At 56.2% G+C, this 20,750-nt stretch carries 29 protein-coding genes and 1 riboswitch; of the genes, 15 read left to right on the forward strand and 14 right to left on the reverse strand.

The features are described 5' to 3' along the window. The 3 genes from mnmA to rluE form a co-directional block, all read right to left on the reverse strand. Positions 1-1,104 (reverse strand): tRNA 2-thiouridine(34) synthase MnmA, encoded by a 1,104-nt coding sequence (gene mnmA, locus CYR55_RS01155; protein WP_101814667.1) that lies wholly within the window; start codon positions 1,102-1,104, stop codon positions 1-3. 166 nt (positions 1,105-1,270) lie between these two features. Continuing rightward, entirely contained in the window at positions 1,271-1,723 is a 453-nt protein-coding gene (locus CYR55_RS01160; protein WP_101814333.1) for an NUDIX hydrolase, read from the reverse strand. Between the two features lie 28 nt (positions 1,724-1,751). Then, the gene (rluE, locus tag CYR55_RS01165) at positions 1,752-2,378 is read right to left on the reverse strand and encodes a 23S rRNA pseudouridine(2457) synthase RluE (protein ID WP_101814334.1); all 627 of its coding nucleotides are present in this window, start codon (positions 2,376-2,378) and stop codon (positions 1,752-1,754) included. A 132-nt stretch (positions 2,379-2,510) separates the two neighbouring features. Here rluE and icd point away from each other — a divergent pair, with 132 nt between their 5' ends. Then, on the forward strand, positions 2,511-3,764 hold the full coding sequence (gene icd, locus CYR55_RS01170) for an NADP-dependent isocitrate dehydrogenase (RefSeq protein WP_101814335.1): 1,254 nt from the start codon (positions 2,511-2,513) through the stop codon (positions 3,762-3,764). A gap of 46 nt (positions 3,765-3,810) precedes the next feature. On the opposite strand, the gene opgB is transcribed toward icd, so the two are convergent. Beyond that, positions 3,811-5,694, reverse strand: coding sequence for a phosphatidylglycerol--membrane-oligosaccharide glycerophosphotransferase (opgB, locus tag CYR55_RS01175; protein WP_165699502.1), 1,884 nt, complete (start codon positions 5,692-5,694; stop codon positions 3,811-3,813). Between the two features lie 279 nt (positions 5,695-5,973). Between opgB and bsmA the strand changes: the two genes are divergently transcribed. The 5 genes from bsmA to CYR55_RS01200 all read left to right on the forward strand — a co-directional run bounded on the left by bsmA (position 5,974) and on the right by CYR55_RS01200 (position 7,958). Beyond that, complete coding sequence (bsmA, locus tag CYR55_RS01180; RefSeq protein ID WP_101814337.1) at positions 5,974-6,282, forward strand: biofilm peroxide resistance protein BsmA; 309 nt, start codon at positions 5,974-5,976, stop codon at positions 6,280-6,282. Positions 6,283-6,387: 105 nt separating this feature from the next. Next, positions 6,388-6,690 carry a hypothetical protein gene (locus CYR55_RS01185; RefSeq protein WP_241522053.1) on the forward strand — a complete coding sequence of 101 codons (303 nt, stop codon included), beginning with the start codon at positions 6,388-6,390 and terminating at the stop codon, positions 6,688-6,690. A gap of 155 nt (positions 6,691-6,845) precedes the next feature. Then, on the forward strand, positions 6,846-7,004 hold the full coding sequence (locus CYR55_RS01190) for a YqaE/Pmp3 family membrane protein (RefSeq protein ID WP_072925292.1): 159 nt from the start codon (positions 6,846-6,848) through the stop codon (positions 7,002-7,004). A 118-nt stretch (positions 7,005-7,122) separates the two neighbouring features. After that, entirely contained in the window at positions 7,123-7,422 is a 300-nt protein-coding gene (locus CYR55_RS01195) for a hypothetical protein (RefSeq protein WP_101814339.1), read from the forward strand. Positions 7,423-7,559: 137 nt separating this feature from the next. Further along, on the forward strand, positions 7,560-7,958 hold the full coding sequence (locus tag CYR55_RS01200; protein WP_101814340.1) for a hypothetical protein: 399 nt from the start codon (positions 7,560-7,562) through the stop codon (positions 7,956-7,958). A 30-nt stretch (positions 7,959-7,988) separates the two neighbouring features. On the opposite strand, the gene CYR55_RS01205 is transcribed toward CYR55_RS01200, so the two are convergent. Together CYR55_RS01205 and CYR55_RS01210 are read right to left on the reverse strand one after the other, a co-directional pair. Continuing rightward, positions 7,989-8,207: a hypothetical protein gene (locus tag CYR55_RS01205; RefSeq protein ID WP_101814341.1), complete on the reverse strand. Its 219-nt coding sequence runs from the start codon at positions 8,205-8,207 to the stop codon at positions 7,989-7,991. Positions 8,208-8,310: 103 nt separating this feature from the next. After that, positions 8,311-8,502, reverse strand: coding sequence for a YdfD/YebW family protein (locus tag CYR55_RS01210; RefSeq protein ID WP_101814342.1), 192 nt, complete (start codon positions 8,500-8,502; stop codon positions 8,311-8,313). 577 nt (positions 8,503-9,079) lie between these two features. Between CYR55_RS01210 and CYR55_RS01215 the strand changes: the two genes are divergently transcribed. Next, positions 9,080-9,322, forward strand: coding sequence for a DUF2766 family protein (locus CYR55_RS01215; protein WP_072925280.1), 243 nt, complete (start codon positions 9,080-9,082; stop codon positions 9,320-9,322). A 33-nt stretch (positions 9,323-9,355) separates the two neighbouring features. Here CYR55_RS01215 and CYR55_RS01220 read toward each other — a convergent pair whose 3' ends face one another. Next, positions 9,356-9,583 carry a YobH family protein gene (locus CYR55_RS01220; protein ID WP_101814343.1) on the reverse strand — a complete coding sequence of 76 codons (228 nt, stop codon included), beginning with the start codon at positions 9,581-9,583 and terminating at the stop codon, positions 9,356-9,358. 196 nt (positions 9,584-9,779) lie between these two features. Between CYR55_RS01220 and mgrB the strand changes: the two genes are divergently transcribed. The 4 genes from mgrB (at position 9,780) to CYR55_RS01240 (ending at position 11,030) form a co-directional block, all read left to right on the forward strand. Next, entirely contained in the window at positions 9,780-9,911 is a 132-nt protein-coding gene (gene mgrB / locus CYR55_RS01225; RefSeq protein ID WP_101814668.1) for a PhoP/PhoQ regulatory lipoprotein MgrB, read from the forward strand. 70 nt (positions 9,912-9,981) lie between these two features. Next, positions 9,982-10,248, forward strand: a complete 267-nt coding sequence (locus CYR55_RS01230; RefSeq protein WP_101814344.1) for a YebO family protein — start codon at positions 9,982-9,984, stop codon at positions 10,246-10,248. Between the two features lie 131 nt (positions 10,249-10,379). Beyond that, on the forward strand, positions 10,380-10,694 hold the full coding sequence (locus tag CYR55_RS01235; RefSeq protein ID WP_101814345.1) for a phage protein NinX family protein: 315 nt from the start codon (positions 10,380-10,382) through the stop codon (positions 10,692-10,694). 96 nt (positions 10,695-10,790) lie between these two features. Next, positions 10,791-11,030: a DUF4060 family protein gene (locus tag CYR55_RS01240; RefSeq protein WP_072925267.1), complete on the forward strand. Its 240-nt coding sequence runs from the start codon at positions 10,791-10,793 to the stop codon at positions 11,028-11,030. An 86-nt stretch (positions 11,031-11,116) separates the two neighbouring features. On the opposite strand, the gene CYR55_RS01245 is transcribed toward CYR55_RS01240, so the two are convergent. Further along, positions 11,117-11,389, reverse strand: coding sequence for a hypothetical protein (locus tag CYR55_RS01245; RefSeq protein WP_101814346.1), 273 nt, complete (start codon positions 11,387-11,389; stop codon positions 11,117-11,119). Between the two features lie 213 nt (positions 11,390-11,602). Between CYR55_RS01245 and CYR55_RS01250 the strand changes: the two genes are divergently transcribed. From CYR55_RS01250 to cspE, 3 genes are all read left to right on the forward strand, one after another. Continuing rightward, on the forward strand, positions 11,603-12,625 hold the full coding sequence (locus CYR55_RS01250) for an MBL fold metallo-hydrolase (protein WP_101814347.1): 1,023 nt from the start codon (positions 11,603-11,605) through the stop codon (positions 12,623-12,625). A 1,239-nt stretch (positions 12,626-13,864) separates the two neighbouring features. Continuing rightward, entirely contained in the window at positions 13,865-13,981 is a 117-nt protein-coding gene (locus CYR55_RS01255) for a DUF2627 domain-containing protein (RefSeq protein ID WP_072925258.1), read from the forward strand. 41 nt (positions 13,982-14,022) lie between these two features. Beyond that, a complete protein-coding gene (gene cspE / locus CYR55_RS01260; protein ID WP_002221949.1) occupies positions 14,023-14,232 on the forward strand; it encodes a transcription antiterminator/RNA stability regulator CspE in 210 nt (69 codons plus the stop codon). Positions 14,233-14,287: 55 nt separating this feature from the next. Here the strand turns inward: cspE and CYR55_RS01265 are convergent, their stop codons facing one another. Then, positions 14,288-15,001, reverse strand: a complete 714-nt coding sequence (locus CYR55_RS01265) for a purine nucleoside phosphorylase YfiH/LACC1 family protein (RefSeq protein ID WP_101814348.1) — start codon at positions 14,999-15,001, stop codon at positions 14,288-14,290. 147 nt (positions 15,002-15,148) lie between these two features. Between CYR55_RS01265 and rlmA the strand changes: the two genes are divergently transcribed. Further along, positions 15,149-15,967 carry a 23S rRNA (guanine(745)-N(1))-methyltransferase gene (gene rlmA, locus CYR55_RS01270; protein WP_101814349.1) on the forward strand — a complete coding sequence of 273 codons (819 nt, stop codon included), beginning with the start codon at positions 15,149-15,151 and terminating at the stop codon, positions 15,965-15,967. A gap of 6 nt (positions 15,968-15,973) precedes the next feature. On the opposite strand, the gene mntP is transcribed toward rlmA, so the two are convergent. The 5 genes from mntP to manX form a co-directional block, all read right to left on the reverse strand. Beyond that, complete coding sequence (gene mntP / locus CYR55_RS01275; protein ID WP_101814350.1) at positions 15,974-16,543, reverse strand: manganese efflux pump MntP; 570 nt, start codon at positions 16,541-16,543, stop codon at positions 15,974-15,976. 12 nt (positions 16,544-16,555) lie between these two features. Next, positions 16,556-16,733: riboswitch (yybP-ykoY riboswitch) on the reverse strand. A 209-nt stretch (positions 16,734-16,942) separates the two neighbouring features. Further along, a complete protein-coding gene (locus tag CYR55_RS01280) occupies positions 16,943-17,413 on the reverse strand; it encodes a DUF986 family protein (RefSeq protein ID WP_101814351.1) in 471 nt (156 codons plus the stop codon). A gap of 69 nt (positions 17,414-17,482) precedes the next feature. Continuing rightward, positions 17,483-18,346 (reverse strand): PTS mannose transporter subunit IID, encoded by an 864-nt coding sequence (locus CYR55_RS01285; protein WP_101814352.1) that lies wholly within the window; start codon positions 18,344-18,346, stop codon positions 17,483-17,485. Between the two features lie 16 nt (positions 18,347-18,362). After that, on the reverse strand, positions 18,363-19,166 hold the full coding sequence (locus CYR55_RS01290) for a PTS mannose/fructose/sorbose transporter subunit IIC (protein WP_101814353.1): 804 nt from the start codon (positions 19,164-19,166) through the stop codon (positions 18,363-18,365). Positions 19,167-19,224: 58 nt separating this feature from the next. Next, entirely contained in the window at positions 19,225-20,211 is a 987-nt protein-coding gene (gene manX / locus CYR55_RS01295) for a PTS mannose transporter subunit IIAB (protein WP_101814354.1), read from the reverse strand. Between the last annotated feature and the right edge of the window lie 539 nt (positions 20,212-20,750).

The raw sequence follows: 20,750 nt of genomic DNA on the forward strand, positions 1-20,750 counted from the left end.
TTACCCCTGAATACGTTGTTCGATGATGCCGCCGCCGAGGCAGACGTCATCCAGATAGAACACGGCGGACTGGCCCGGCGTCACGGCCGCCACCGGCTCATCAAAACGCACCTCAATGCGCTCCTCGTCCAGCGGCGTCACCAGGCAGGGGATATCCTGCTGGCGGTAGCGGGTTTTCACCGTGCAACGCAGCGGGGTGGTCAACGGCCGGCGGTCAACCCAGTGCAACTGCTGGGCAATCAGGCCGGTGGACATCAGGCGCGGGTGCTCATGGCCCTGCGCCACCACCAGGATGTTGTTTTCTACATCCTTATCCACCACGTACCACGGATCTTCGCCGCCGTCTTTGACGCCGCCGATGCCGAGCCCCTTGCGCTGGCCGAGGGTGTGGTACATCAGCCCCTGATGCTGCCCCATGTCAACGCCGTCAGCGCTGACGATGCGGCCCGGCTGGGCCGGCAGGTAGCGGCCGAGGAAGTCACGGAATTTGCGCTCACCGATAAAACAGATGCCGGTGGAGTCTTTCTTCTTCGCGGTGATCAGATCCAGCTCTTCCGCGATGCGGCGCACTTCCGGCTTCTCCAGCTCACCCACCGGGAACAGGCTCTGGGCAATCTGCTCGTGGCTCAGGGTGTAGAGGAAGTAACTCTGGTCTTTGTTGCCGTCGATGCCGCGCAGCAGGCGGCTCACGCCGTCCACATCCTGGCGGCGCACATAGTGGCCGGTGGCGATGTAGTCCGCGCCCAGATCCTCGGCGGCGAATTCCAGGAAGGCTTTGAATTTGATCTCTTTGTTGCAGAGGATATCGGGGTTGGGCGTGCGCCCGGCCTTGTACTCTTCCAGGAACAGCTCGAACACGTTATCCCAGTATTCGGCGGCAAAGTTCACGGTGTGCAGCTCAATGCCGAGCTTGTCACACACGGCTTGCGCGTCCGCCAGGTCGGTGGCGGCGGTGCAGTACTCTTCGTTGTCGTCCTCTTCCCAGTTCTTCATAAACAGCCCGGCCACCTGATAGCCCTGTTGCTGCAACAGGTAAGCGGAAACCGAGGAATCGACGCCGCCGGACATACCGACGATTACTTTTTTCTGACTGTTATCTGACATGGGAATCTCACGAGCCTGTATACCAGGCGGCAGGCGCAGGGCGCGCGTGCCGCACGGCATGGCGGGGCTGCGGGGCAGGCCGGCCATGCCTGTTAAAAATGAGCGCCGGATTTTACCACGTTGCCGGGGCTGCTGCACCGCCGAATGCGACAATCACACAAATTGTCTAGGCCGGGAACGGCCAGTTGAACGCCGCCAGCATGGAGAGCGGGTAGCGCGCCGGTTGCTGCCAGCAGCGCAGGCTCTCGGCCACCAGCGGCGAGCGCAGGTTGGGCGCCTGAAGAATCTCCTCTGCCGGGAGCCAGAGGCAGCGGTCGATGTCGCTGTCCTGCGGGGCGGTGGGCAGCGGGGCGGGCAGGTCGAGCGCAAAGCAGAAGCGCAGGAACGGCGTGTTGTCCGGCGCGATCCACTGGTGCAGCCGCAGGAAATGCTGCACCTGCGCACGCAGGCCGGTCTCTTCATAGAGTTCACGCTCTGCCGCCTGCACCAGCGTTTCGTCCGCTTCCAGATGCCCGGCCGGTTGGTTCCACAGCGCTTTGCCGCGGATGGTTTCCTCAACCACCAGGAATTTGCCCTGGGCGTGTACCACGCAGGCCACGGTGACATGGGGTTTGAACATAGACTCTCCTTGGACAGATGAAACGGAACTAGAGGTGCGGCACTTCCCGCCATTCACCGGGGGCCAGCGTCCCCAGGGTCGCGCTGCCCATCGCATAGCGGATAAGCCGCAGGGTCGGGAAGCCGATGTGGGCCGTCATCCGGCGTACCTGCCGGTTGCGCCCTTCGTAGAGCGTCACTTTCAGCCAGGCGGTCGGGATCGCCTTGCGCTCGCGGATCGGCGGGTTACGCGGCCAGAGCCAGCCCGGCTCCGTGACCCGCTCCACCCCGGCCGGCAGGGTCGGGCCGTCTTTCAGCGTCACGCCGTGGCGCAGCGCCGCCAGCGCTGCCTCATCCGGCTCACCCTCTACCTGAACATAGTAGATTTTCCCGGTACGTTTGCCCGGTTGTGTGAGCTGTGCCTGTAATTTGCCGTCATTGGTCAGCACCATCAGCCCCTCGCTGTCGCGATCCAGCCGCCCGGCAGCATAAACGCCTGACAACGGAATGAAATCTTTCAGTGTGGCGCGCCCGGCTTCATCGGTAAATTGCGGCAGCACATCGAAGGGTTTGTTAAACAACACAATGCGCCGCGGGCCGGCGGGTTTCTCAGGACGGGCGGCCGCAGGCGGGCTGAATCGTTTAACGTGGTGATTTTTAACAGGGAATTTTTTCATGTTCTTTAACGTTGGCCACAATAGGCGCATTATAGCCGATAACGGTTTCAGATTGGCGCGGGGTGAATATTCAAGTAGTATTGACACGCATCTTACAAATCATTAACAAAGTGCGCTTTGAAGGAGAGGTTAATGGAAAGCAAAGTAGTTGTTCCGGCGGAAGGTAATAAAATTACGGTCGATGCTCAGGGTAAACTGGTTGTTCCGCATAACCCGATCATCCCGTTCATCGAAGGTGACGGTATCGGCGTCGATGTTACCCCCGCCATGATCAAGGTTGTGGATGCAGCGGTTGAGAAAGCTTACAAGGGTGAGCGTAAAATTTCCTGGATGGAAATTTACACCGGCGAGAAATCTACTGAACTGTACGGCAAAGATGTCTGGTTGCCGGAAGAGACCCTTGACCTGATCCGTGAATACCGTGTGGCCATCAAAGGCCCGCTGACCACCCCGGTCGGTGGCGGTATCCGCTCCCTGAACGTTGCCCTGCGCCAACAGCTTGATCTCTACATCTGCCTGCGTCCGGTGCGTTACTATCAGGGCACCCCAAGCCCGGTGAAACGCCCGGAAGACACCGACATGGTGATTTTCCGTGAGAACTCCGAAGACATCTATGCGGGCATCGAGTGGAAAGCCGGCTCTGCGGAAGCAGACAAGGTGATCAACTTCCTGCAGAACGAAATGGGTGTGAAGAAGATCCGTTTCCCAGAGCAGTGCGGCATCGGTATTAAGCCGTGTTCCGAAGAGGGCACCAAACGCCTGGTGCGTGCGGCCATCGAGTATGCGATCACCAACGACCGCGACTCCCTGACCCTGGTGCACAAAGGCAACATCATGAAATTCACCGAAGGTGCCTTCAAGGACTGGGGCTACCAGCTGGCCCGCGACGAGTTCGGCGGTGAACTGATTGACGGCGGCCCATGGGTGAAAATCAAGAACCCGAACACCGGCAAAGAGATCGTCATTAAAGACGTGATCGCTGACGCCTTCCTGCAGCAGATCCTGCTGCGCCCGGCCGAGTATGACGTGATCGCCTGTATGAACCTGAACGGTGACTACATCTCTGATGCGCTGGCCGCACAGGTTGGCGGGATCGGCATCGCACCGGGTGCCAACATCGGTGACGAATGCGCGCTGTTTGAAGCGACCCACGGTACCGCGCCGAAGTATGCCGGCCAGGACAAGGTTAACCCGGGGTCGGTTATCCTCTCTGCTGAGATGATGCTGCGCCACATGCAGTGGTTCGAAGCCGCAGACCTGATTGTGAAAGGCATGGAAGGCGCGATTGCTGCCAAAACCGTGACCTACGATTTCGAACGCCTGATGGAAGGCGCCACCCTGCGTAAATGCAGCGAGTTCGGCGACGACATCATCAGCAACATGTAATCGTCATCACGCCTGCGAAACGGGAGCCTTCTGGCTCCCGTTTTTTTTACCCTTTTTCCGCCGGGGCGGTGGCCTGTTGCAGCTGCGCCACGGTCTGCCGGTAGAGGGCTTCGCTGTGTTTATCCAGCGGGAAACGCACCGTGCCCTGGTAAACCGGCCCGGTGATTTGCCGGATGTCCGGGCGTGACCCCAGTTTGCCGGAGGCGAGGCAGAGGCCGGAGGGTGGGGTGCCGGGCCAGATGTGGCTGATACGGTCACAGGCATCGACCCAGACAAACAGATCGCCCGGTCGGAAGCCCGCTAACTGCTGGTTGAGCGGCGCCAGCAGGTAGGTCTCAAATTTCGGCTCAATTTTTTGATTGCCGATCTTCAGAATCAGCGGATAGGTAAAGGTGCTGCCGGAGAAGGAGAAACGCTGGGTGTTGAGATCCACCTGGTAGGCGGTGATGCGTTTTGGTACGCCCCACAGTTCAATCAGCGCCGGTACCCAGGCGGTGATTTTAGCCGCCAGATCCGGGGTGGTGGCGGCCAGTGAGGCGTTGGACAGCGTGCTGCGGCCCAGGCCGATGAAATTATCGCCGCCCAGCAGATCCAGCACCGTGGCGCCGTTGTCCAGCGTGCTGCGCGGCTGGTCGTTCAGCCCATGCTGTGCGCCGCTGCCGTCAAGGATAAAGAACAGGTCTTTACGGTCATGGCGCGTGAGCTGGTTCCAGGCGGTGTTGTTCATCGCCAGATGATCGGAGGAGACCACGATCACCGTGTCTTTATAGTAAGGCGACTGCTGGATGCGACGGATAAAGTTCGCCACCGTCTCCTGATTGCACAGGATGGCGCTCAGGGACTTATTCTCTTTACCGCCGGTCGTATAGCGGTTTTTTTGGCAACTGCGCGACACATAGCCGTCCGGGTGGTGGGTATCCACTGTCAGCGTAAACAGGGCAAACGGCTTCCCCTGTTCCGACAGCGTTTCAAACCGGGCATAGGCCTGATCCAGCAGCGTGTCGTCATACAGCCCCCAGTCATTCACGTAGGTGGGGTCCTGAAGCTGTGGTTGCAGCTCCTTGCGGCCGTAAACCTGATCAAAACCGTGCGACTTCAGGAACTGCCCCTTGCCGGCGAACGCCAGGTCGGCCCCCTGATAGAAGGAGAGGGCGTAGCCGGAGGCTTTCAGAATATCGCCGAGGCAGATTTTGCCGGGGTAGAAGCCATCCACCGACCCGGCGGCGTTGCCGTCAAACGGGGCAAACAGCGGGATGCCGCACTGTGAGGCCACCATGCCGGCGATGGTATATTCTGTGCCGGGCAGTTGGCGGGTCTGGCTGAAATCCAGCGCCTGCTGTTTGACGGCGGCGAGATCCGGCGTCAGGCCGGGGAATTCCTGCTCATCAAAATAGGTACGCTCAAAACTTTCCGCGTAAATGTAGACCAGGTTGCGCTTTTTCCCGCCGATCAGCCGGGACGGGATTTTATAGTAGGTATAAAACTCTTCGCCTTTATTGGCGTGCCGCGATTTGATCATGGTGTAAATTTCCCCAGTGGCCGGGGTAATGACCAGCGAGGCGCTGATCAGGGCGAAGGCGGTCAGGCTATAGACCGGGCGGTTTTTTAACCGCCGTGCGCGCAGCAGCACCCACGCTACCCCGCAGAACAGCAGCACCAGCCCGCCCAGCAGCGCCAGCCCCGGCAGCAGGTATTTGGCCATCCCCGCGCCTTCCAGATTGCTGGTCAGGGTGTACAGCACTGAATCATTGATGCCGTTACCGGTAAAATAGTTGCTGGCGTAGTAAAGCAGGTTCAGCAAAATGAACACCAGCGAAGTCGCCAGCAGGGAAATCAGCCAGAAGAGGTTGGTAATGCCTTTACGCAGGCAGATCGTAATCGACACTGCAAACAGCAACAGGGAAAACAACGCAGGGAAACTGGTTGCCACAGGGCATATCCTCATATTCACTGGGGGCCAAAAGAGCCGTAAAAGAAGAAAAAGGGCAATTATTTGCAATTAAAAGTGATAGTACACGGCGCGGGGAGGGGGAAACCACTCAGGTCAGCATTTTATGAGGGGTATCTCAATTATTATGACGTTTTTGTTTAGCTTTTATTTACGTTACACGTGACAGCGGCGAAGAAAGCGGCCGGGGCGAAAGAGGCTGGCGGACCGTTAGCCCAGGGCGGTATGCTGGGCAACCTTTTCCCTTAATGGAATAACATCATGACGTTGTTGAAAATAAGCCTGTCCACCCTGCTGGTGCTCAGCCTGAACGCCTGCAGCCTGACTGAACGCGCCCCGATGGGTACGCTGTCACCGGGGGCGCATGCCCAGGAGATCCGCCGTGATCAAACCACCAACCTGACGCAGGTAGGCACCGCGTCGGTCACGGTATACGGCAACCCGATGAATGCCGCAGAACTGATTCAGAAAAAAGCGGATGCCGTCGGCGCGCATTACTATTTTGTCTCCAATGTGGAACCGACGCAGGTACCCAACCAGTGGATCTCACAAGCGATTCTCTACCGCTGATGCCATTGCCGGCTGTTTCTGCCGGCTAGCGGCCACGGAAGATTGGGCGGCAAGCCGGAAAAAGATCATCTATCCTTATGAAGTTACCCATAAAAAAGGAGAAAGATGATGAGGACGGATGTGCAGTTTTCTACCCCACGCCCAGCGGGCACCCACCGGGTCGTTGTGGGTGATATTGTGCGGCTGGAGACCCATGGGCTGGATCACGTCTACCTGCTGGATGTGATGCTGGCCCGCCGTGAAGGCGACAGGCTGATCGGCAACGTGGTCGTGGTATCGCCTTCGGCAGACATTCCTTTTGATCACTGGGAACTGAAGCAGGGCGAAGAAGTGGCGTTCCACCAGCACAACATTATCCCCGCCCATCAGGATGCCGATGACATCGATCAGCGGGACGAGAAACGCTGATGAGACAGGCCCGGGCACGGGCGCAGGGCGCCCGGTTGCCTGGCGCATAACCCTGTGCAGTAACGCTGAAAGGGTTTGTAAAATTCTGTATAGACTTGAACACTCAGTATAATCGTCTAAAGTTAATAGAGCTGACGATAAAAAGGAGAGACTATATGGACCTGATTCGTATCATTATTGCCATTATTCTGCCGCCGCTGGGTGTCTTTATGCAGGTCGGTTTCGGTGGGGCGTTCTGGCTGAACATCCTGTTGACACTGTTGGGTTACATCCCCGGTATTATTCACGCCATCTGGATCATTGCCCGTCGTTAAGCCGCCTGTGTGCGGTTCCTCTGCTAGACTTTATTCAGTCATCGCGCTTTATGGCCTGCGGGTGTGGTGCCCGCAGGCGACGCCTTTGCGTGATGACACCTTTCAGAGGGAGAGTGTCATGGAAAATCATGCTTCGCTTGAAGAACTGACAGCCCGCATTGAGGCGCTGGAACAGCGTGAAAAAAACCTGACCTATGCGTCACACGCTTACCAGGCGATCATAACCACCTTGCTCGGTGCCGTTGATAAACCCACCCGCGATAAAGTCATTACCCTGGTTGAACAGGCGCATGAACTGGCGTTTAACCGGGCGGTCAACCAGGGCAATACCCGGCAGACTACGATGATTAAAGGCGCAGATGAGGTCGCACAGCGAATGTTTATTTTCGCCCAGCGCGACCGGCACGACAGCGACTGACCCGCCCCCGCCTGAACAGGGATTGCCGCCGCCCCGGCCGGATGTTAAAAAGCAGGGGCCATGATACTGATGGTGTGTTTGCGTGTCCGGAAAGCCCGCCATGGTGGCGCGGCTCACAGAGGGGCGTCTGATTGCCAATGAACACTTTTACCCTGTTGTACCAGGTTATCCGCCAGGCTTCCCTGGCCGCGTTACCCCAACCCCAAGATCTCAACCCCCAACAGACGCTTAACCGGGCGCTGGCAGAGGGGTTATTGGGCGAGGCGCGGCGTGACTGGCATATTGAGCGGTTGAGCAATAAAGAGGATGAGCCCAGCAGCATCTTCGTGACGGAACCGGCCTATGAGTACTATTTCTGCCAGGGGGCCGAGAACCGCCGCATTGCGCAGGAAGAGGCCGATGCCAGGGCATTGATGGATGATTTTGATGCCATGGTGCGCTGGATGGTCATCAACGACTATCTTTTTCTGGAGGGGCCGCATTACGTGGTGCTGGAAAAATGCCTGAAAACCGCAGAGTTGACGATTGCTGACTAAGCCGGTGCCGGGGTGTGCGGTGCCGCGCCGTTAATTGACCCGGCTTTTGTCTTTCAGCATATTGATGGCCGCCCCGAGCATGATACGGCGTTGCGTATCCGGGGTGGCACGCAGCTGCTGCCCCAACAGGTCGATCAGCGCATCGGTACTCAGCGGGCGTGCCTGATGCCGTAACGTAATCACGCCTTCGCCAATAATACGTGCCACCTCATCCCACAGCGGTTGAATTTCTTGTTCCGAGAACTTCATACTTCACCCCGGTATGTGCAAATTATCATCAATCTAGCATCTGAGGATCGTCAGGCAACCTTTATCGCCCTCCGGCAGGAAATTTCCCGCCTTTGCCTCCCGCTTAAAAATCCGCATGCTCCTCTGCCGGCACGCCGTAACCGTCAATAAAATCCTCGATAGGGTAGCAGGCGGCATGGCGCAGGCGCTGCTCCTCCATCGCTGCCAGGCACTGCGGCTCTGTATTAAAGGCATCAATCACCAGGTCATCACACCCACCGCCCAGGTAGCAAATCGACAAAATCAGGGCATACATTCAGGATATCCTTTTAGTCAACACCGGCAGGCCGGCAACACCTTCCCCTCACTCAAGCATAGCCGCTCAACGCCTTCCCGGCGCAGTGCACGTTCCGCCCACCGGCAGTGCACTGCCCCAAAACAGCTCATTGCTGTTATCCCGGCGACATCAACGCAGGCAAAAATGCACAGCAAGATGCCAGGTTTGTGACACGACCAACATTTCGGAAAATAGCCAACGACTATCAGAGCAATTATCCGGCAAATCAGCGCCAGACTTAAGATTATGGTGTAAGATTAATCTTAATCTCCCGGGAGATAATTCCATAACACAGTTGTCGATGCGAGGTCATTATGCACTATATGATTCAATCACCTTTGTCGTATGTTTTGGCCGGTTGTGTTGCTTTTTGGTGCACAGTAGCGTGGCTGGTTCTTTCGGTGGCGAACTAATCCTCACATATAACTGATGGTCTATGGAAACCCGCTACGGCGGGTTTTCTGTTTTCAGGCCGGTGCAGGCGCATGGTATGCTTGCCGCCGCAACGCGGCAGACCGCGTGTTAAACAGAGCAATTGATTAAGCAGAGGTAAACCATGTCAGACCTATTGACGCAGGATCAGGAGCTGGTTTCCGACCTGGTCGCCTGCCAGCTGGTGATTAAACAGATTTTGGATGTGATTGACGTCATCGCCCCGGCTGAGGTGCGCGATAAAATGTCACACCAGCTGAAAAGCATCGATTTTGACCGTCATCCGGCAGGGGCCGATGCGGTAACCAAACGGGCGGTTCAGAAAGCCATTGCGCTGATTGACCTGAAGTTCACCGCCGCTGAATAAGAAAAACCCGCCAAGGCGGGTTTTTTTACGCGCTTATTCCACCACGTCCACCGCTTTCTTCAGCAGCGGGCACTGGCTTACCCCAATAATACCGCTGTCAGAGTGCAGGAATTGCGCGCTGACCATCCCACGTGCCGTGAGATAGCGGCAATGCAGGCCCAGCCCGGCACCGTTCTTCTCACTGCCGGCCAGTACTCCGTAGCCGGAAAACAAAAACACCCCATAGAGCAGCGCGATGCATGCCAACCCTTTAAACCGCATGTTGTCTCTCCCGGTGACCGTGCCCTCGGTGGGCATCGGGCACGACTTTACCGGCCGGCTATACGGCAAAAAAGGGCAACACTCTGAAAAAGGCGGCGGTGATGCGGGTTCAGTTAAACCCTGGTTTAAGGTAGGGGGCGTAGCATAATGCATTATCTCAGGGGCTGCGGGGGCGGACATCAATTTGAAATTTAAAATGCTGGCAACCGTCGTCGTCATCGGGGCGGCCTGCATCGCCCTGTACCTGCTGGCCCTGAACAGTTACTGCGATCAGGGGGGGAATTTCACCCTCGGCATGTGTTCAGTCACCTCTTTTATTCCCTGGTAGGGCAGTGCTGTTCAGTGCCTCCCGCCGGGTGGTAGGATAAGGCCTGGTTTTTTTGCTGGCAGGACAGGCAATGTTTGATTTTTTACTAGGGTCGTCGGGTGTGGTATCGCTGGTGGTATCACTGTTAAGTGCCTTACTGCTGCTGGTGGTCTGGTTTAAGGTAAACCGTGCCAGCGTCAGGGCCAATGAGCAGATCCGGCTGTTAACAGAGATTGCAGAACAGCAGCGCCGTCAGACCGAGTTGCTGACACAGCTGGCCGGCGGCAGCGAAGCGCGTGGGCCGGCCGCCCAGGAGGAGGAGATCCTCCAGTTCAAAGGTTTTGTGCCGGAACGTTAACCCCTCTGCGGAGCAGGCAACCCCCGCCTGTTCCGCCCTTTGCTCCGCCTTTTCCCCTGCTGTGCCTGTCATAAAAGTGACGTAATGCCGTCGTAAGCTGAAGCCACTAACTGACAGGGTGAGGCTTCCCGATGATTGACTGGTCTGAAGAACATGACAGCGATATTAATCGCACCATCGCTGAGCTTACCGGCGAAAACCCCGACAAGTGGTACCCCTATGGCGGGATGAAAGGTAAGGATTACTGCAACAATCCGGCCGATGCCTGGCCGATCATCTGTAATTACCGCATCAACCTGCGCTTCCCTGCCGATAACCCCGGCCAGCAATGGATCGCCTGCATTACTACCCCGGCCGGTGAGTGGCTGGCCTACAATACCTGCCCATTGCGGGCGGCCATGGAGTGTTTTTTGCTGAGCCAGATGCCGATGCTGCAAGGTGCCTGAAATTAAGCTATATAAATAGGGTGAGTAAAAAAGACAGACCTTTCAACTGATTAATGTTTCTTCATTGTGACAGTATTGTCTAAGGCGGAGTCCATTATGAAGCGCATCATTAAAGGCGATAAAAATCTCTCCCATCTTGTCGTGGCGCATGCCGCTATCGACAGTCATGAAAAAGCCTACGGACGGCGCCGGCAGGGCTGGCCGTCTACTTATCTGGTGAATTACAAAGGGGCCCGGGTGGCCGTTGAAGTGGTGACGCGGCGGCAGTCCTATGTGGCGACCGTGATGGCGGGTGCACGCAATCTCAGCAAGTTGTGCGGCATGGCTGCGGCCTGAAGTGCCCACACATAAATAAAGCCAGCCTGACGGCTGGCTTTTTACTGGACAGGTTTTTTACTGGCTCAGTTTTTGACTGCCGTAACTCAGGGGGCGTGATGGCCGATGTCACGCATGCTGCGCCCGCCAAACAACCGGCAGAGGGCATGCATCAGTGTGGCAACCACATCAATCACCACCACACTGACCATAATCAGGGCTAACACCAGCGCATTCGCGACCTTTTTCAGCGCATTAATACCACGGGCGGGCAGGGTGCTGCGCTGCCATCCGCCTTTAAGCCCTTTGCTCAGCCGCGCCAGCGGTGAGCGTTGCCCTCTTACCCGCGGGCGAGGGGGAGACTTTTCTTGCTGGTTCATCATTACTCCTTACAAACATTCGGTATGAGACAGAGCAACGGCCCTGTTTTGCCCGGCGGTGTCAGGAAACGCACCAGACCATTAACAAATCCATAATATTTACCGGATGCCCTCACGGCACCCTTGTGTTACCAATTCCTTTATCCGGCATCGGCTGAACAGCCATGCTGCCTGCATCCCGCCTGGCGGGTCTTTTTGCCAAGGAGCGCCGCTGTGGCCCATAAAAACCGTTATTACGATGCCAGCAAAGCCCACCACACGCCTGAAGGGTTCCGTAATCCGCAGCAAGCACACGCGCGCGGTGAAGGTGATTTCCGTCGCTGGCAGGAAGAGCGCAAGCAACAGGGGCTGCCTAAGCCGCCAAAACAGGGCTATGCCCGGTTTATTGCCGACTGGTGGCAGCAACCTGATTTCAGCGGCAGTGAAGACGCTGCCTGGTGGCTGGGCCACGCCTGCGTGCTGTTCCGTGTACAGGGCCGTTACATCCTGACAGACCCGGCATTATCAGAGCGGGCTTCACCCCTCTCTTTTTATGGCCCGCGGCGGAAAACCCCGGTTGCAGCAGAGATTGATCAACTGCCGCCCATTGATGTGGTGCTGCTTTCGCACAATCACTATGATCATCTTGACAAGCAAACCGTGAAAAAGTTGCTTAAACGTTTTCCAGATGTGACCTTTCTCGTGCCTTTGGGCCTGAAAAACTGGCTGACCCGGCGCGGCGCGCGCCATGTGGAAGAACTGGACTGGTGGGATGTGCAGCACCATAGCGGGCTGGATTTTCACTGCGTACCGGCCCAGCACTGGAGTATGCGTACGCTGTGGGATCGTAACCGCAGCCTGTGGTGTGGCTGGGTGATGACCCACCCGACACTGCGCCTCTACTTCTCCGGTGACAGCGGGTATACGCCGTTGCTGCATCAGATTGGTGAGCGCCTCGGGCCGTTTGATCTGGCGGCATTGCCGATCGGGGCCTATGCACCACGGTGGTTCATGGGGCCGCAACATATGGACCCCCAACAATCAGCCCAATTGTTTAAACAACTCAATTGCCGGCGCGCGATCCCGATTCACTGGGGAGTGTTTGAATTAGCAGATGAATCCCTGGATGAGCCGCCCGGCATTTTACAGCAGGCTATTTCGGCGGAAAATATATCGGCACAGGCGTTTTGCGCACTCAAAATTGGCGGACGCATTAATTTGTCCACACCGGCAACCTTTCAGGAGCCATCAAAATAATCCAGGCGTGCCTGAAATTGCTGTCGCCCGGTACAATAACGGGCGTGAAAAATAAAACTGACGTTAAGATGCCCTCAAATGTTATCAATTTGTTTAAGTTAGCGGGTTTAATGAGAATAAGTGTGGTTTTATGGCAGAAGAAAGGGGGATTTACCCGTAAGGCTTGCTAACCGTAGGGATATCAGGCGTCTGTTGCCCAGCACGCTGCTTCGCGGGGCTTGAATCACCTGTGCTGCGCATCAGCGGCAAGTGGATGGGAGGGCGGTGGGTCAGAGGAATGCCCTCCAGATGCTGCAACTTTTCTTATCAATATATTCTGAGGCATATGTGCAATAAAAACTCAGCCGGATGACGTCTGTGTTTTTGCTAAAAAGCTATTTAATCTGATCCTTTGTTTAACCTGATATAGTATAAGTGCGATAGCACAATTAATATAAAGGCGACGCCGTTCGGGCACCTTTCTTTTTATAGCAAGCCCGCTCTGTTGTTTTATTTGCTACATGAAAAGTAATAAATAAATAGAAAAGGCTCAAAGGTTGATGTCCGCAGAATAAGCGGATGCCGAAAATTCAGGCAAAAACGGTGCACTATCATGGGGAGCCGCTGCACCGGGGCCGTGGCAGCGTGCCGTTGCCGGAACCGCCTGGCCGGCACAGGTAAACTCCTGTGTTTTCATCAGACTGTCATAATCCAAAGGTACAAAGCAGGATACAGCAGCGTAGGGTAGGCCGGCGTAACGGCTCCACGTCGGGAAACCGGTTACGGGCTTGAGCGGCCGCAGGGTGCCCTGCCTGAGGGTGCATAAGGTAAAGAGAGGCGCCCTTCATGAATTTTGTTAAAAAACAGGGCGTTAAAAATGTAACTTTGTGACTTAAGTCAAATAACCGTTTTTCATAAGCTAAAAATCGACATTGCTAAGCCGTTATAACGCTATAAAATTGCATAATTATTATCATTTATCAGGATCCAGCGCTTACAGCCCACGGATAAATGATCAATAATCAAGTTCGGTTGTTATTGCTTGGCCGCAATGTATGGGGATACACCCACATTGTGGAGGGCGTAAAATACAGAGCAGAAAATAGCACGGCTATCAACTTATTTTCGCAGTAAGGGATGGCTGACCCGTTTAACCGTTTCAAATATGTGCGACATGTCCATCAGTGATTAAAAATGGCTTGCCATTAATTACAGAGTATGTGATAACGCATCTGGGTAAAACGAGGTACAGTTCTGTATATGTGTGGCATTTTCAGTAAAGAAGTTCTGAGTAAAGACGTTCACGTTGAATACCGCTTCTCTGCCGATTTTTATCTTAGTGCCTCAAGCAGTAACGACTCTAGTTTGTCTATGTAACGCCTCCGGGCGGTTTAAACAATCCAAAGGAAATACTCAAGATGGCAAAGATCAAAGGTCAAGTTAAGTGGTTCAACGAATCCAAAGGTTTCGGTTTCATCACCCCAGCTGACGGCAGCAAAGACGTGTTCGTACACTTCTCTGCAATCCAGGGTAACGGCTTCAAAACCCTGGCTGAAGGCCAGAACGTTGAGTTCGAAATCCAGGACGGCCAGAAAGGCCCGTCTGCAGTTAACGTAACTGCAATCTAAGCAGCGTCAGCTGTGAAAAAAACCCGCCATGTGCGGGTTTTTTTATGGGCGCGATTCAGGGAAGGATCACCAGCCCGGAATGCTGGTTGCGGCCACGGATGCCCGGATGCGCCGGGTCCACGGCCCGCCGGTGGCTGTTACGGCGATAGCTGGTAAAGGCATAGCGCGGCCCGTCGGCATCCTGGCTGAGGCAGCAAATGGTGCAGGGTGCCAGGTTGTCCACTGCCCCAAACCCCAGAGCGTGTAATTTGGCGGCTGCAATCCCCGGCAAGTCCAGATAGCGTGGCCGCGGCATCACCAGTGACGCCGGCAGTTCCGGCAAGCGTTGCAGAAAGGTCTCTGTCAGCTCATCACTCACCTGATAACAACAGGCATGGGCCGCCGGGCCAACCGCCGCGACCCAGTCCGCCAGCGTATCCTCCTGTGCAATCCGTTCAGCCATCCTCTCAATAATGCCGTCCACCAGCCCGCGCCACCCGGCATGCACGACGCCAATCGCCGCGCCGTCACGGCGGCTGAACAGCACCGGCAGACAATCCGCCGTCAGCACCGTCAACAATATGCCCGGTTGGCGGGTAAAAAAGCCATCGGCCTCGCCGCAGGGTTGGGCCGCATGGCTGACCTCAGCGATACGGGTGCCGTGCACCTGCTTTTTCTCAGGTGACGAGGCGCGATAGGGCTGAAGGGCAGCCGGCATCAGGTCGCGCTTGTGGCCAAAACCATGGGCGAGGGCAGGGATCGCACTGAGCAGGGGAGAATCATGTTTCATGGGCCTTCCGGGCTAAAGGGATAAGAATCACCAGTGTAGCCAGAGTCGCCTGCGCTTGACCAGCCTGACGGTTGCGCGGGCCAGCCGGGTTGATTAGACTGGCGCTCCTCAATGACTGCGGCCCGCGCCGCGCTTACGGAATTTCTCATGGCTTACCAGTGTCCCCTCTGTCACCTGCCGTTGCAGCAACATGCTCAGCAATGGCGCTGCGAACAAAACCACCAGTTTGACCGGGCCAAAGAGGGGTATGTCAACCTGCTGCCGGTGCAGCATAAACGCTCAAAACAACCCGGTGATAGCCCGGAGATGATGCAGGCACGCCGCGATTTTCTCGATGCGGGGTATTACCAGCCGTTGCAGCAGCGGGTTTGCGCCTTATTGGACGAGGTGTTGCCGGCGTCTGCACAGGCAGTACTGGACATCGGCTGTGGTGAGGGCTATTACACGGCGGCGCTGGCAGCGCAACTGAAGCAGACACGCGCGCTGACCGTCTACGGGCTGGATGTGGCGAAAGTGGCTGTGCGCTATGCCGCGAAACGCTACCGGCAGGCCAGTTTCTGTGTGGCCTCCAGCCACCGCCTGCCGTTCGAGGATACCTGCCTGGATGCGATCATCCGCATCTATGCCCCCTGCAATGCGCAGGAACTGGCACGCACGGTGAAACCGGGTGGGTATGTATTGACGGTAGCACCGGGGCCACGGCACCTTTATCAACTCAAGGCCGCAGTGTATGAGGATGCCCAGTTGCATCCGGAACAAGATGAGCAGTTCCCCGGTTTTACCCGTCTCTGCCAGCAGACGCTGGCCTACCCGATGACGCTGACGGGCGAGGCGGCGCTGCAACTCTTACAGATGACGCCGTTTGCCTGGCGTGCCGGTGAAGAGGCGCGGCGGCTGTTGGGGGAGGGGCTGGCGTGTGAAACCGATTTTGTCATCCGGCTGCATCAGCGGCAGCCGGTAGCCTGACAGGGATCAGGCCAGCAGGCCAAGATGTTGCAGCAGGATATTGCAGCCGATACCGATAAGCACAATCCCGCCAATAATTTCGGCACGTTTGCCGAGCATCGGCCCGATAAAACGGCCAATCAGCATCCCCAGCGTGGCCATCAGCATGGTGGTCATGCCAATCGCCAGGGCGGTATGAATAATATTGACCTGCAAAAAAGCGAGCCCGACGCCGATGGCCAGCGCATCCAGGCTGGTGGCGACCGCGGTGGCTGCCAGCACCCAGAAGCTGTGGCAATCTTTACAGGGTTCATCCATGGCCGGGGTTTTCAGCCCTTCCATGATCATACGTGAGCCGAGAATAAACAGCAGGGCAAAGGCGACCCAGTGATCCCAGGCCATGATATAGCGGCTGGCCATCAGACCCAGCCCCCAGCCAATCAGCGGGGTAATGGCCTCAATGGCACCAAAGATTAAACCGGTACGGAAAGCTTCGCGGAAACGCGGACGGTGCAAGGTAGCACCCTTGCCGATGGAGGCGGCAAAAGCGTCCATTGACATGCCAAAGGCAAGAATAAGCGTTGCGGAAAGGTTCATTGAAAAAAAGCCTCGGCCGGGTCTCTCCATATGCACGTAACCCACCCCCAGCCAACGCAGAGTTACATGCCTATGGTCTCGCCAACCTGACCTGGTTGCCCGCACCACGTTCCTTTAAGAAACGAGTATGTTGATACGGGCGTTTCTGACAAGCGTGTTCAGAAACCGGCTACTCCCCAATGACGGCGCAACCTTAACATAATATTTTAGCGCCAGACAACATATAATGCGCAGGGGAATAACGGCAGTACGCAATATGATGAAATAACCACCATCTTGTGCGGGGAATAACCCTCTTTCTTTTTATCGGGAAATGTCACTTTATTGTTAAGGCTTGCTGAAAATAGAGCCAGATATAGCCTTGGCTATAAGTTTAATATAGCCAAGGCTATAAAAAGGTTAATTTACATCTAGTTGATTTTTAAACAAAATGTTTTTAATCTTTTCAAGATCGCCTATATATTGTACGTGAATAGGCAGTTTTCGTTGTTCCAGATGGATGAACAGCACGCCCTGTTCAGTTAAATGCAGATGACGAATACGTGTATAACCGATGAAGAGATTGCCGTAGTAAAACCCTTCAGGTTTAAACAGTAATACCGGACGGCGGATAAAAGAAATATAGCAGACGGCAATCAGCAGAAAGGTCAGTAAATAAAGCGTCAGGGGCGCGCCCTGGCCGGTATAATGCCGGTAGATCACTATCCCCAGCAACGCGATAAAGATCAGGCTGTCTGCCCGGCCTTTCCGCAATAAGTTTACCCGCAACAAGGTCTTGCCTTTGCGCTGCGGCAACAGCCACTCAAGATGAACGGCATACGCCAGCACCAGCACAATACAGCCCAGCAACAACCCATCCGTCAGTGTCATGTACCCTCCCGGTACGGTGCAGACAAAATAAAGCCGGGGGCAAGCCCCCGGCAGAGTGTGGCAGGGCGGTTACAGCCCCAGCAGGCCGATCGCGTAGCCGACAATACCGATAACAAAGAAGCCCACGATGATCCACAGCGCGTTGACCTTACGCCGCAGCAGCCACATACAGCCAAAGGTCAGCAGCAGCGGCACCAGACCCGGCATCAGTTGGTCAAGGATCGTCTGCACCGTGGTCACCGTGGTGTTGCCGGTCTGGTCTGTGATCCGTGACACCACCAGCGGGATATTGACGTGTGTCCACTTATTGACCAGCGCCCCCATCACAAACAGGCCAAGAATGGACGCCCCTTCCGTCAGTTTTTGCAGGAAGCCGCCGCCCATATCGCTGACAATATCTGCGCCTTTGCGGTAGCCATAGGCCACGCCGTAGTAACGGCTAATCAACCGCACCAGATTGAACAACACAAAGAACAGCAGCGGGCCGAGCAGGCTGCCGTTCATCGCGATGCCTGCCCCGAGTGCGGCAAATACCGGCCGCACCGTGCCCCAGAAGATCGGGTCGCCCACCCCGGCCAGCGGCCCCATCAGCCCGACTTTCAGGCCGTTGATCGCGCCGTCGTCGATGGCGGCGCCGTTCGCCCGCTGCTCCTCCATCGCCATGGTCACGCCCAGTACCGGCGCGGCCACGTAAGGGTGGGTATTGAAGAACTCCAGATGGCGCTTGATCGCCTGTTTACGCTCATCATTGTTCTCCGGGTAGAGGCGGCGGATCACCGGCACCATGGAGAAGCAGAACCCGAGCGCCTGCATACGTTCAAAGTTCCACGACCCCTGGAACAGGTTGGAGCGTAAGAAGACACCGCGCACATCGTTGGAGGTCAGTTTTTTCTGGCCGGTGACGGCCTGGTTTTCGTTATGGTTATCACTCATCTGCGTGCCCCTGTGCTTAATCGAGTTCATTATCTAAATCGTTATTTGCCGGTGTTGCCGTGGCTCCACCGCCCGCCGCCCGGTTATATTTCGGGCTGAGCTGGATATAGAGCACCGCCATCACCACGCCGATGACGCCCAGGGCCACCAGGTTAAAATCGGTGAACGCGGCGGTCACAAACCCGAGATAGAAGAACGGCATCAAATACCCGGCTCGCATCATGTTGATGACCATCGCGTAACCTACCACCACAATCATGCCGCCGGCGATGTTCAGGCCGTTGGTCACGACCGCCGGGATCGAGTTAAGCAGTTCTTGCACTACGCTGGTCCCGACAGACACCGCCACAATCGCAGCAGGTACCGCAATGCGCATCGCCTGCAGAATCAACGCGGAGATGTGCAGCCAGGTAATACCGGACAGGCTGCCGCGTTCGGCGGCTTTGTCCGCTGCATGCTGGAATGCCACGGTCAGGGTACGCACAATAATCGTCAGCACCTGCCCGGCGGCGGCCAGCGGGATCGCCAGGGCGATCCCGGCTCCAATCGACTGCCCGCCGGCGATCACCAGGATGGTGGAGATGATCGAGGCCAGCGCCGCATCCGGTGCCACCGCTGCGCCGATGTTCATCCAGCCCAGGGCAATCATCTCCAGCGTCCCGCCAATTTTAATGCCGGTTTCGATGTCCCCAAGCACCATGCCGATTAACGTACAGGCCACCAATGGCCGGTGAAACTGAAACTCATCCAGGACAGACTCTACCCCGGCAATACAGGCGACAATAAATATCAGCACAATCTGAAGCGTTGAAATCTCCATTGCACTTTTCTCCTCCAGGCACCCGGCCTGATTAAGTAAAGGGCCGCGCAGGCGCGGGTCAGGCGTTAAGTTTGTTGATCAGATCCATCATCTTCAGGCGACTGTCACTGGAGACTTTCCTGACTTCCAGTTCAATGCCCCGGGCATCCAGTTCCCTGAACGCGGCGATGTCTTTCTCATTCACAGAGACCGCGTTATTCACCTGGGTTTTCCCCTGCTTAAACGCCATGCCCCCGATGTTCACCGAGGTGATGTTGACGCCTTCCTGCACCACCCGCAGCACATCCGTCGGGTTGGTAAACAGCAGCATCACGCGGTCATGGGCATATTTGGGGTTATTCCAGACCCGCACCGCCTTGGCGACATCCACCACATGGGCCGTCACCCCCGGCGGGGCAACCTGAGTCAGCAGGGTTTTACGCACATGGTCAGCGGCGACTTCATCACTGATCACAATAATGCGCGAGACTTTGGTCTCCTTGGTCCAGCGGGTCGCGACCTGGCCATGGATCAGACGATCGTCTATGCGCGCCAGGCCAATTTTCATATGGTCGTCCGGCCCGGAGGGGGTAGCCGGCGCAGAAGGGGTGGACGGTGCGGCAGCCGCCGGGGTGGGCGGTGGGGCCGGTACAGGCTCTGCTTCCGGCTCCGGCGCCTTGAGGGATCTCACCCCGGCGCGCCCGCTCTCTATCGCCAGGGCGGTGAGGTCAGCCAGGGAGGGGTTATCATCCCGGGCCATAAACGTTTCGGCCAGCATCGGGATATTGACGCCGGTGACCACCTCGTAATTCTCCTCATCATGGGCGATACGGCTTGCCGCATTAAACGGGCTGCCGCCCCAGGTGTCGACCAGAAATAGCAGACCGTCCGCCGTTTCAAGATCCTTTATTTTCTCGCGGTATTTTTCTATTAATGTTTCTGCGTTTTCACCGGGAACGAAATCGATAAAGGTCACATTCTCTTGTGTGCCCAATATCATCTCCGCCGTTTTCAGCAGCTGTTCCGCCGCCCACCCATGTGTGCCAATGACAATCGCAATGCTCACCCGCTACCTCCTGTTGATCCCTGCACAATGCCTGCGGGCGCTGTGGGCGCCGTGGCACTGCGTCGTGTAAAAAGATGCACTGAATCCGCCCGGAAAACCCGGTTTTCAGAAATAAATGAACAAATTCATAAGGCTGTAATATGTGCTGCAAAAGACCTATTTATTTTAGTCAGTGAAAAAATAATTTATGTGATGTTGCTCTGTTATTTCGTGATGCCTAATACAGAGAGGAAAAGGTGGTCACTAAACCCTCTCCGATGTTACAAAACAATTCAAACGGTAAGATCAGATGGTAGTCGCCTTTGAAAAATCCTGTTACAGTGCCGGTTCTTATTTTAATGAGGAGTGTAGGGGCCAACCCCACTTTATGGACCGTCACCGAAGTCGCTTTACCTTTAACGATCGTTATTCCCTGTCCCGCTGCGGCACACATGCGATCTCCCGCTTGATGTTGTTACCCCGTATTGCCCCCGTTAATGACCGATCCGCCGCCCTGCGGCTGCGCGCGGCTGCCCGGCATCCGGCTATTGCCCATCTCA

Origin of the sequence: Chimaeribacter californicus, from assembly GCF_002858675.1 — a bacterium.
In the GTDB taxonomy this organism is placed as follows: domain Bacteria; phylum Pseudomonadota; class Gammaproteobacteria; order Enterobacterales; family Enterobacteriaceae; genus Chimaeribacter; species Chimaeribacter californicus.

Excerpts from the sequence above, each read along its gene's own strand:
- mntP (WP_101814350.1), bottom strand. The coding sequence starts at position 16,543 with ATGAACCTTTCCGCAACGCTTATTCTTGCCTTTGGCATGTCAATGGAC.
- CYR55_RS01215 (WP_072925280.1), top strand. The coding sequence starts at position 9,080 with ATGTCAGACCTATTGACGCAGGATCAGGAGCTGGTTTCCGACCTGGTC.
- CYR55_RS01190 (WP_072925292.1), top strand. The coding sequence starts at position 6,846 with ATGGACCTGATTCGTATCATTATTGCCATTATTCTGCCGCCGCTGGGT.
- CYR55_RS01240 (WP_072925267.1), top strand. The coding sequence starts at position 10,791 with ATGAAGCGCATCATTAAAGGCGATAAAAATCTCTCCCATCTTGTCGTG.
- CYR55_RS01220 (WP_101814343.1), bottom strand. The coding sequence starts at position 9,583 with ATGCGGTTTAAAGGGTTGGCATGCATCGCGCTGCTCTATGGGGTGTTT.
- cspE (WP_002221949.1), top strand. The coding sequence starts at position 14,023 with ATGGCAAAGATCAAAGGTCAAGTTAAGTGGTTCAACGAATCCAAAGGT.
- CYR55_RS01195 (WP_101814339.1), top strand. The coding sequence starts at position 7,123 with ATGGAAAATCATGCTTCGCTTGAAGAACTGACAGCCCGCATTGAGGCG.
- CYR55_RS01200 (WP_101814340.1), top strand. The coding sequence starts at position 7,560 with ATGAACACTTTTACCCTGTTGTACCAGGTTATCCGCCAGGCTTCCCTG.
- icd (WP_101814335.1), top strand. The coding sequence starts at position 2,511 with ATGGAAAGCAAAGTAGTTGTTCCGGCGGAAGGTAATAAAATTACGGTC.
- rlmA (WP_101814349.1), top strand. The coding sequence starts at position 15,149 with ATGGCTTACCAGTGTCCCCTCTGTCACCTGCCGTTGCAGCAACATGCT.
- CYR55_RS01230 (WP_101814344.1), top strand. The coding sequence starts at position 9,982 with ATGTTTGATTTTTTACTAGGGTCGTCGGGTGTGGTATCGCTGGTGGTA.
- CYR55_RS01285 (WP_101814352.1), bottom strand. The coding sequence starts at position 18,346 with ATGAGTGATAACCATAACGAAAACCAGGCCGTCACCGGCCAGAAAAAA.
- CYR55_RS01265 (WP_101814348.1), bottom strand. The coding sequence starts at position 15,001 with ATGAAACATGATTCTCCCCTGCTCAGTGCGATCCCTGCCCTCGCCCAT.
- CYR55_RS01255 (WP_072925258.1), top strand. The coding sequence starts at position 13,865 with ATGTGTGGCATTTTCAGTAAAGAAGTTCTGAGTAAAGACGTTCACGTT.
- mnmA (WP_101814667.1), bottom strand. The coding sequence starts at position 1,104 with ATGTCAGATAACAGTCAGAAAAAAGTAATCGTCGGTATGTCCGGCGGC.
- CYR55_RS01290 (WP_101814353.1), bottom strand. The coding sequence starts at position 19,166 with ATGGAGATTTCAACGCTTCAGATTGTGCTGATATTTATTGTCGCCTGT.
- CYR55_RS01210 (WP_101814342.1), bottom strand. The coding sequence starts at position 8,502 with ATGTATGCCCTGATTTTGTCGATTTGCTACCTGGGCGGTGGGTGTGAT.
- CYR55_RS01280 (WP_101814351.1), bottom strand. The coding sequence starts at position 17,413 with ATGACACTGACGGATGGGTTGTTGCTGGGCTGTATTGTGCTGGTGCTG.
- rluE (WP_101814334.1), bottom strand. The coding sequence starts at position 2,378 with ATGAAAAAATTCCCTGTTAAAAATCACCACGTTAAACGATTCAGCCCG.
- mgrB (WP_101814668.1), top strand. The coding sequence starts at position 9,780 with ATGCTGGCAACCGTCGTCGTCATCGGGGCGGCCTGCATCGCCCTGTAC.
- CYR55_RS01205 (WP_101814341.1), bottom strand. The coding sequence starts at position 8,207 with ATGAAGTTCTCGGAACAAGAAATTCAACCGCTGTGGGATGAGGTGGCA.
- bsmA (WP_101814337.1), top strand. The coding sequence starts at position 5,974 with ATGACGTTGTTGAAAATAAGCCTGTCCACCCTGCTGGTGCTCAGCCTG.
- CYR55_RS01245 (WP_101814346.1), bottom strand. The coding sequence starts at position 11,389 with ATGAACCAGCAAGAAAAGTCTCCCCCTCGCCCGCGGGTAAGAGGGCAA.
- CYR55_RS01185 (WP_241522053.1), top strand. The coding sequence starts at position 6,388 with ATGATGAGGACGGATGTGCAGTTTTCTACCCCACGCCCAGCGGGCACC.
- CYR55_RS01160 (WP_101814333.1), bottom strand. The coding sequence starts at position 1,723 with ATGTTCAAACCCCATGTCACCGTGGCCTGCGTGGTACACGCCCAGGGC.
- CYR55_RS01235 (WP_101814345.1), top strand. The coding sequence starts at position 10,380 with ATGATTGACTGGTCTGAAGAACATGACAGCGATATTAATCGCACCATC.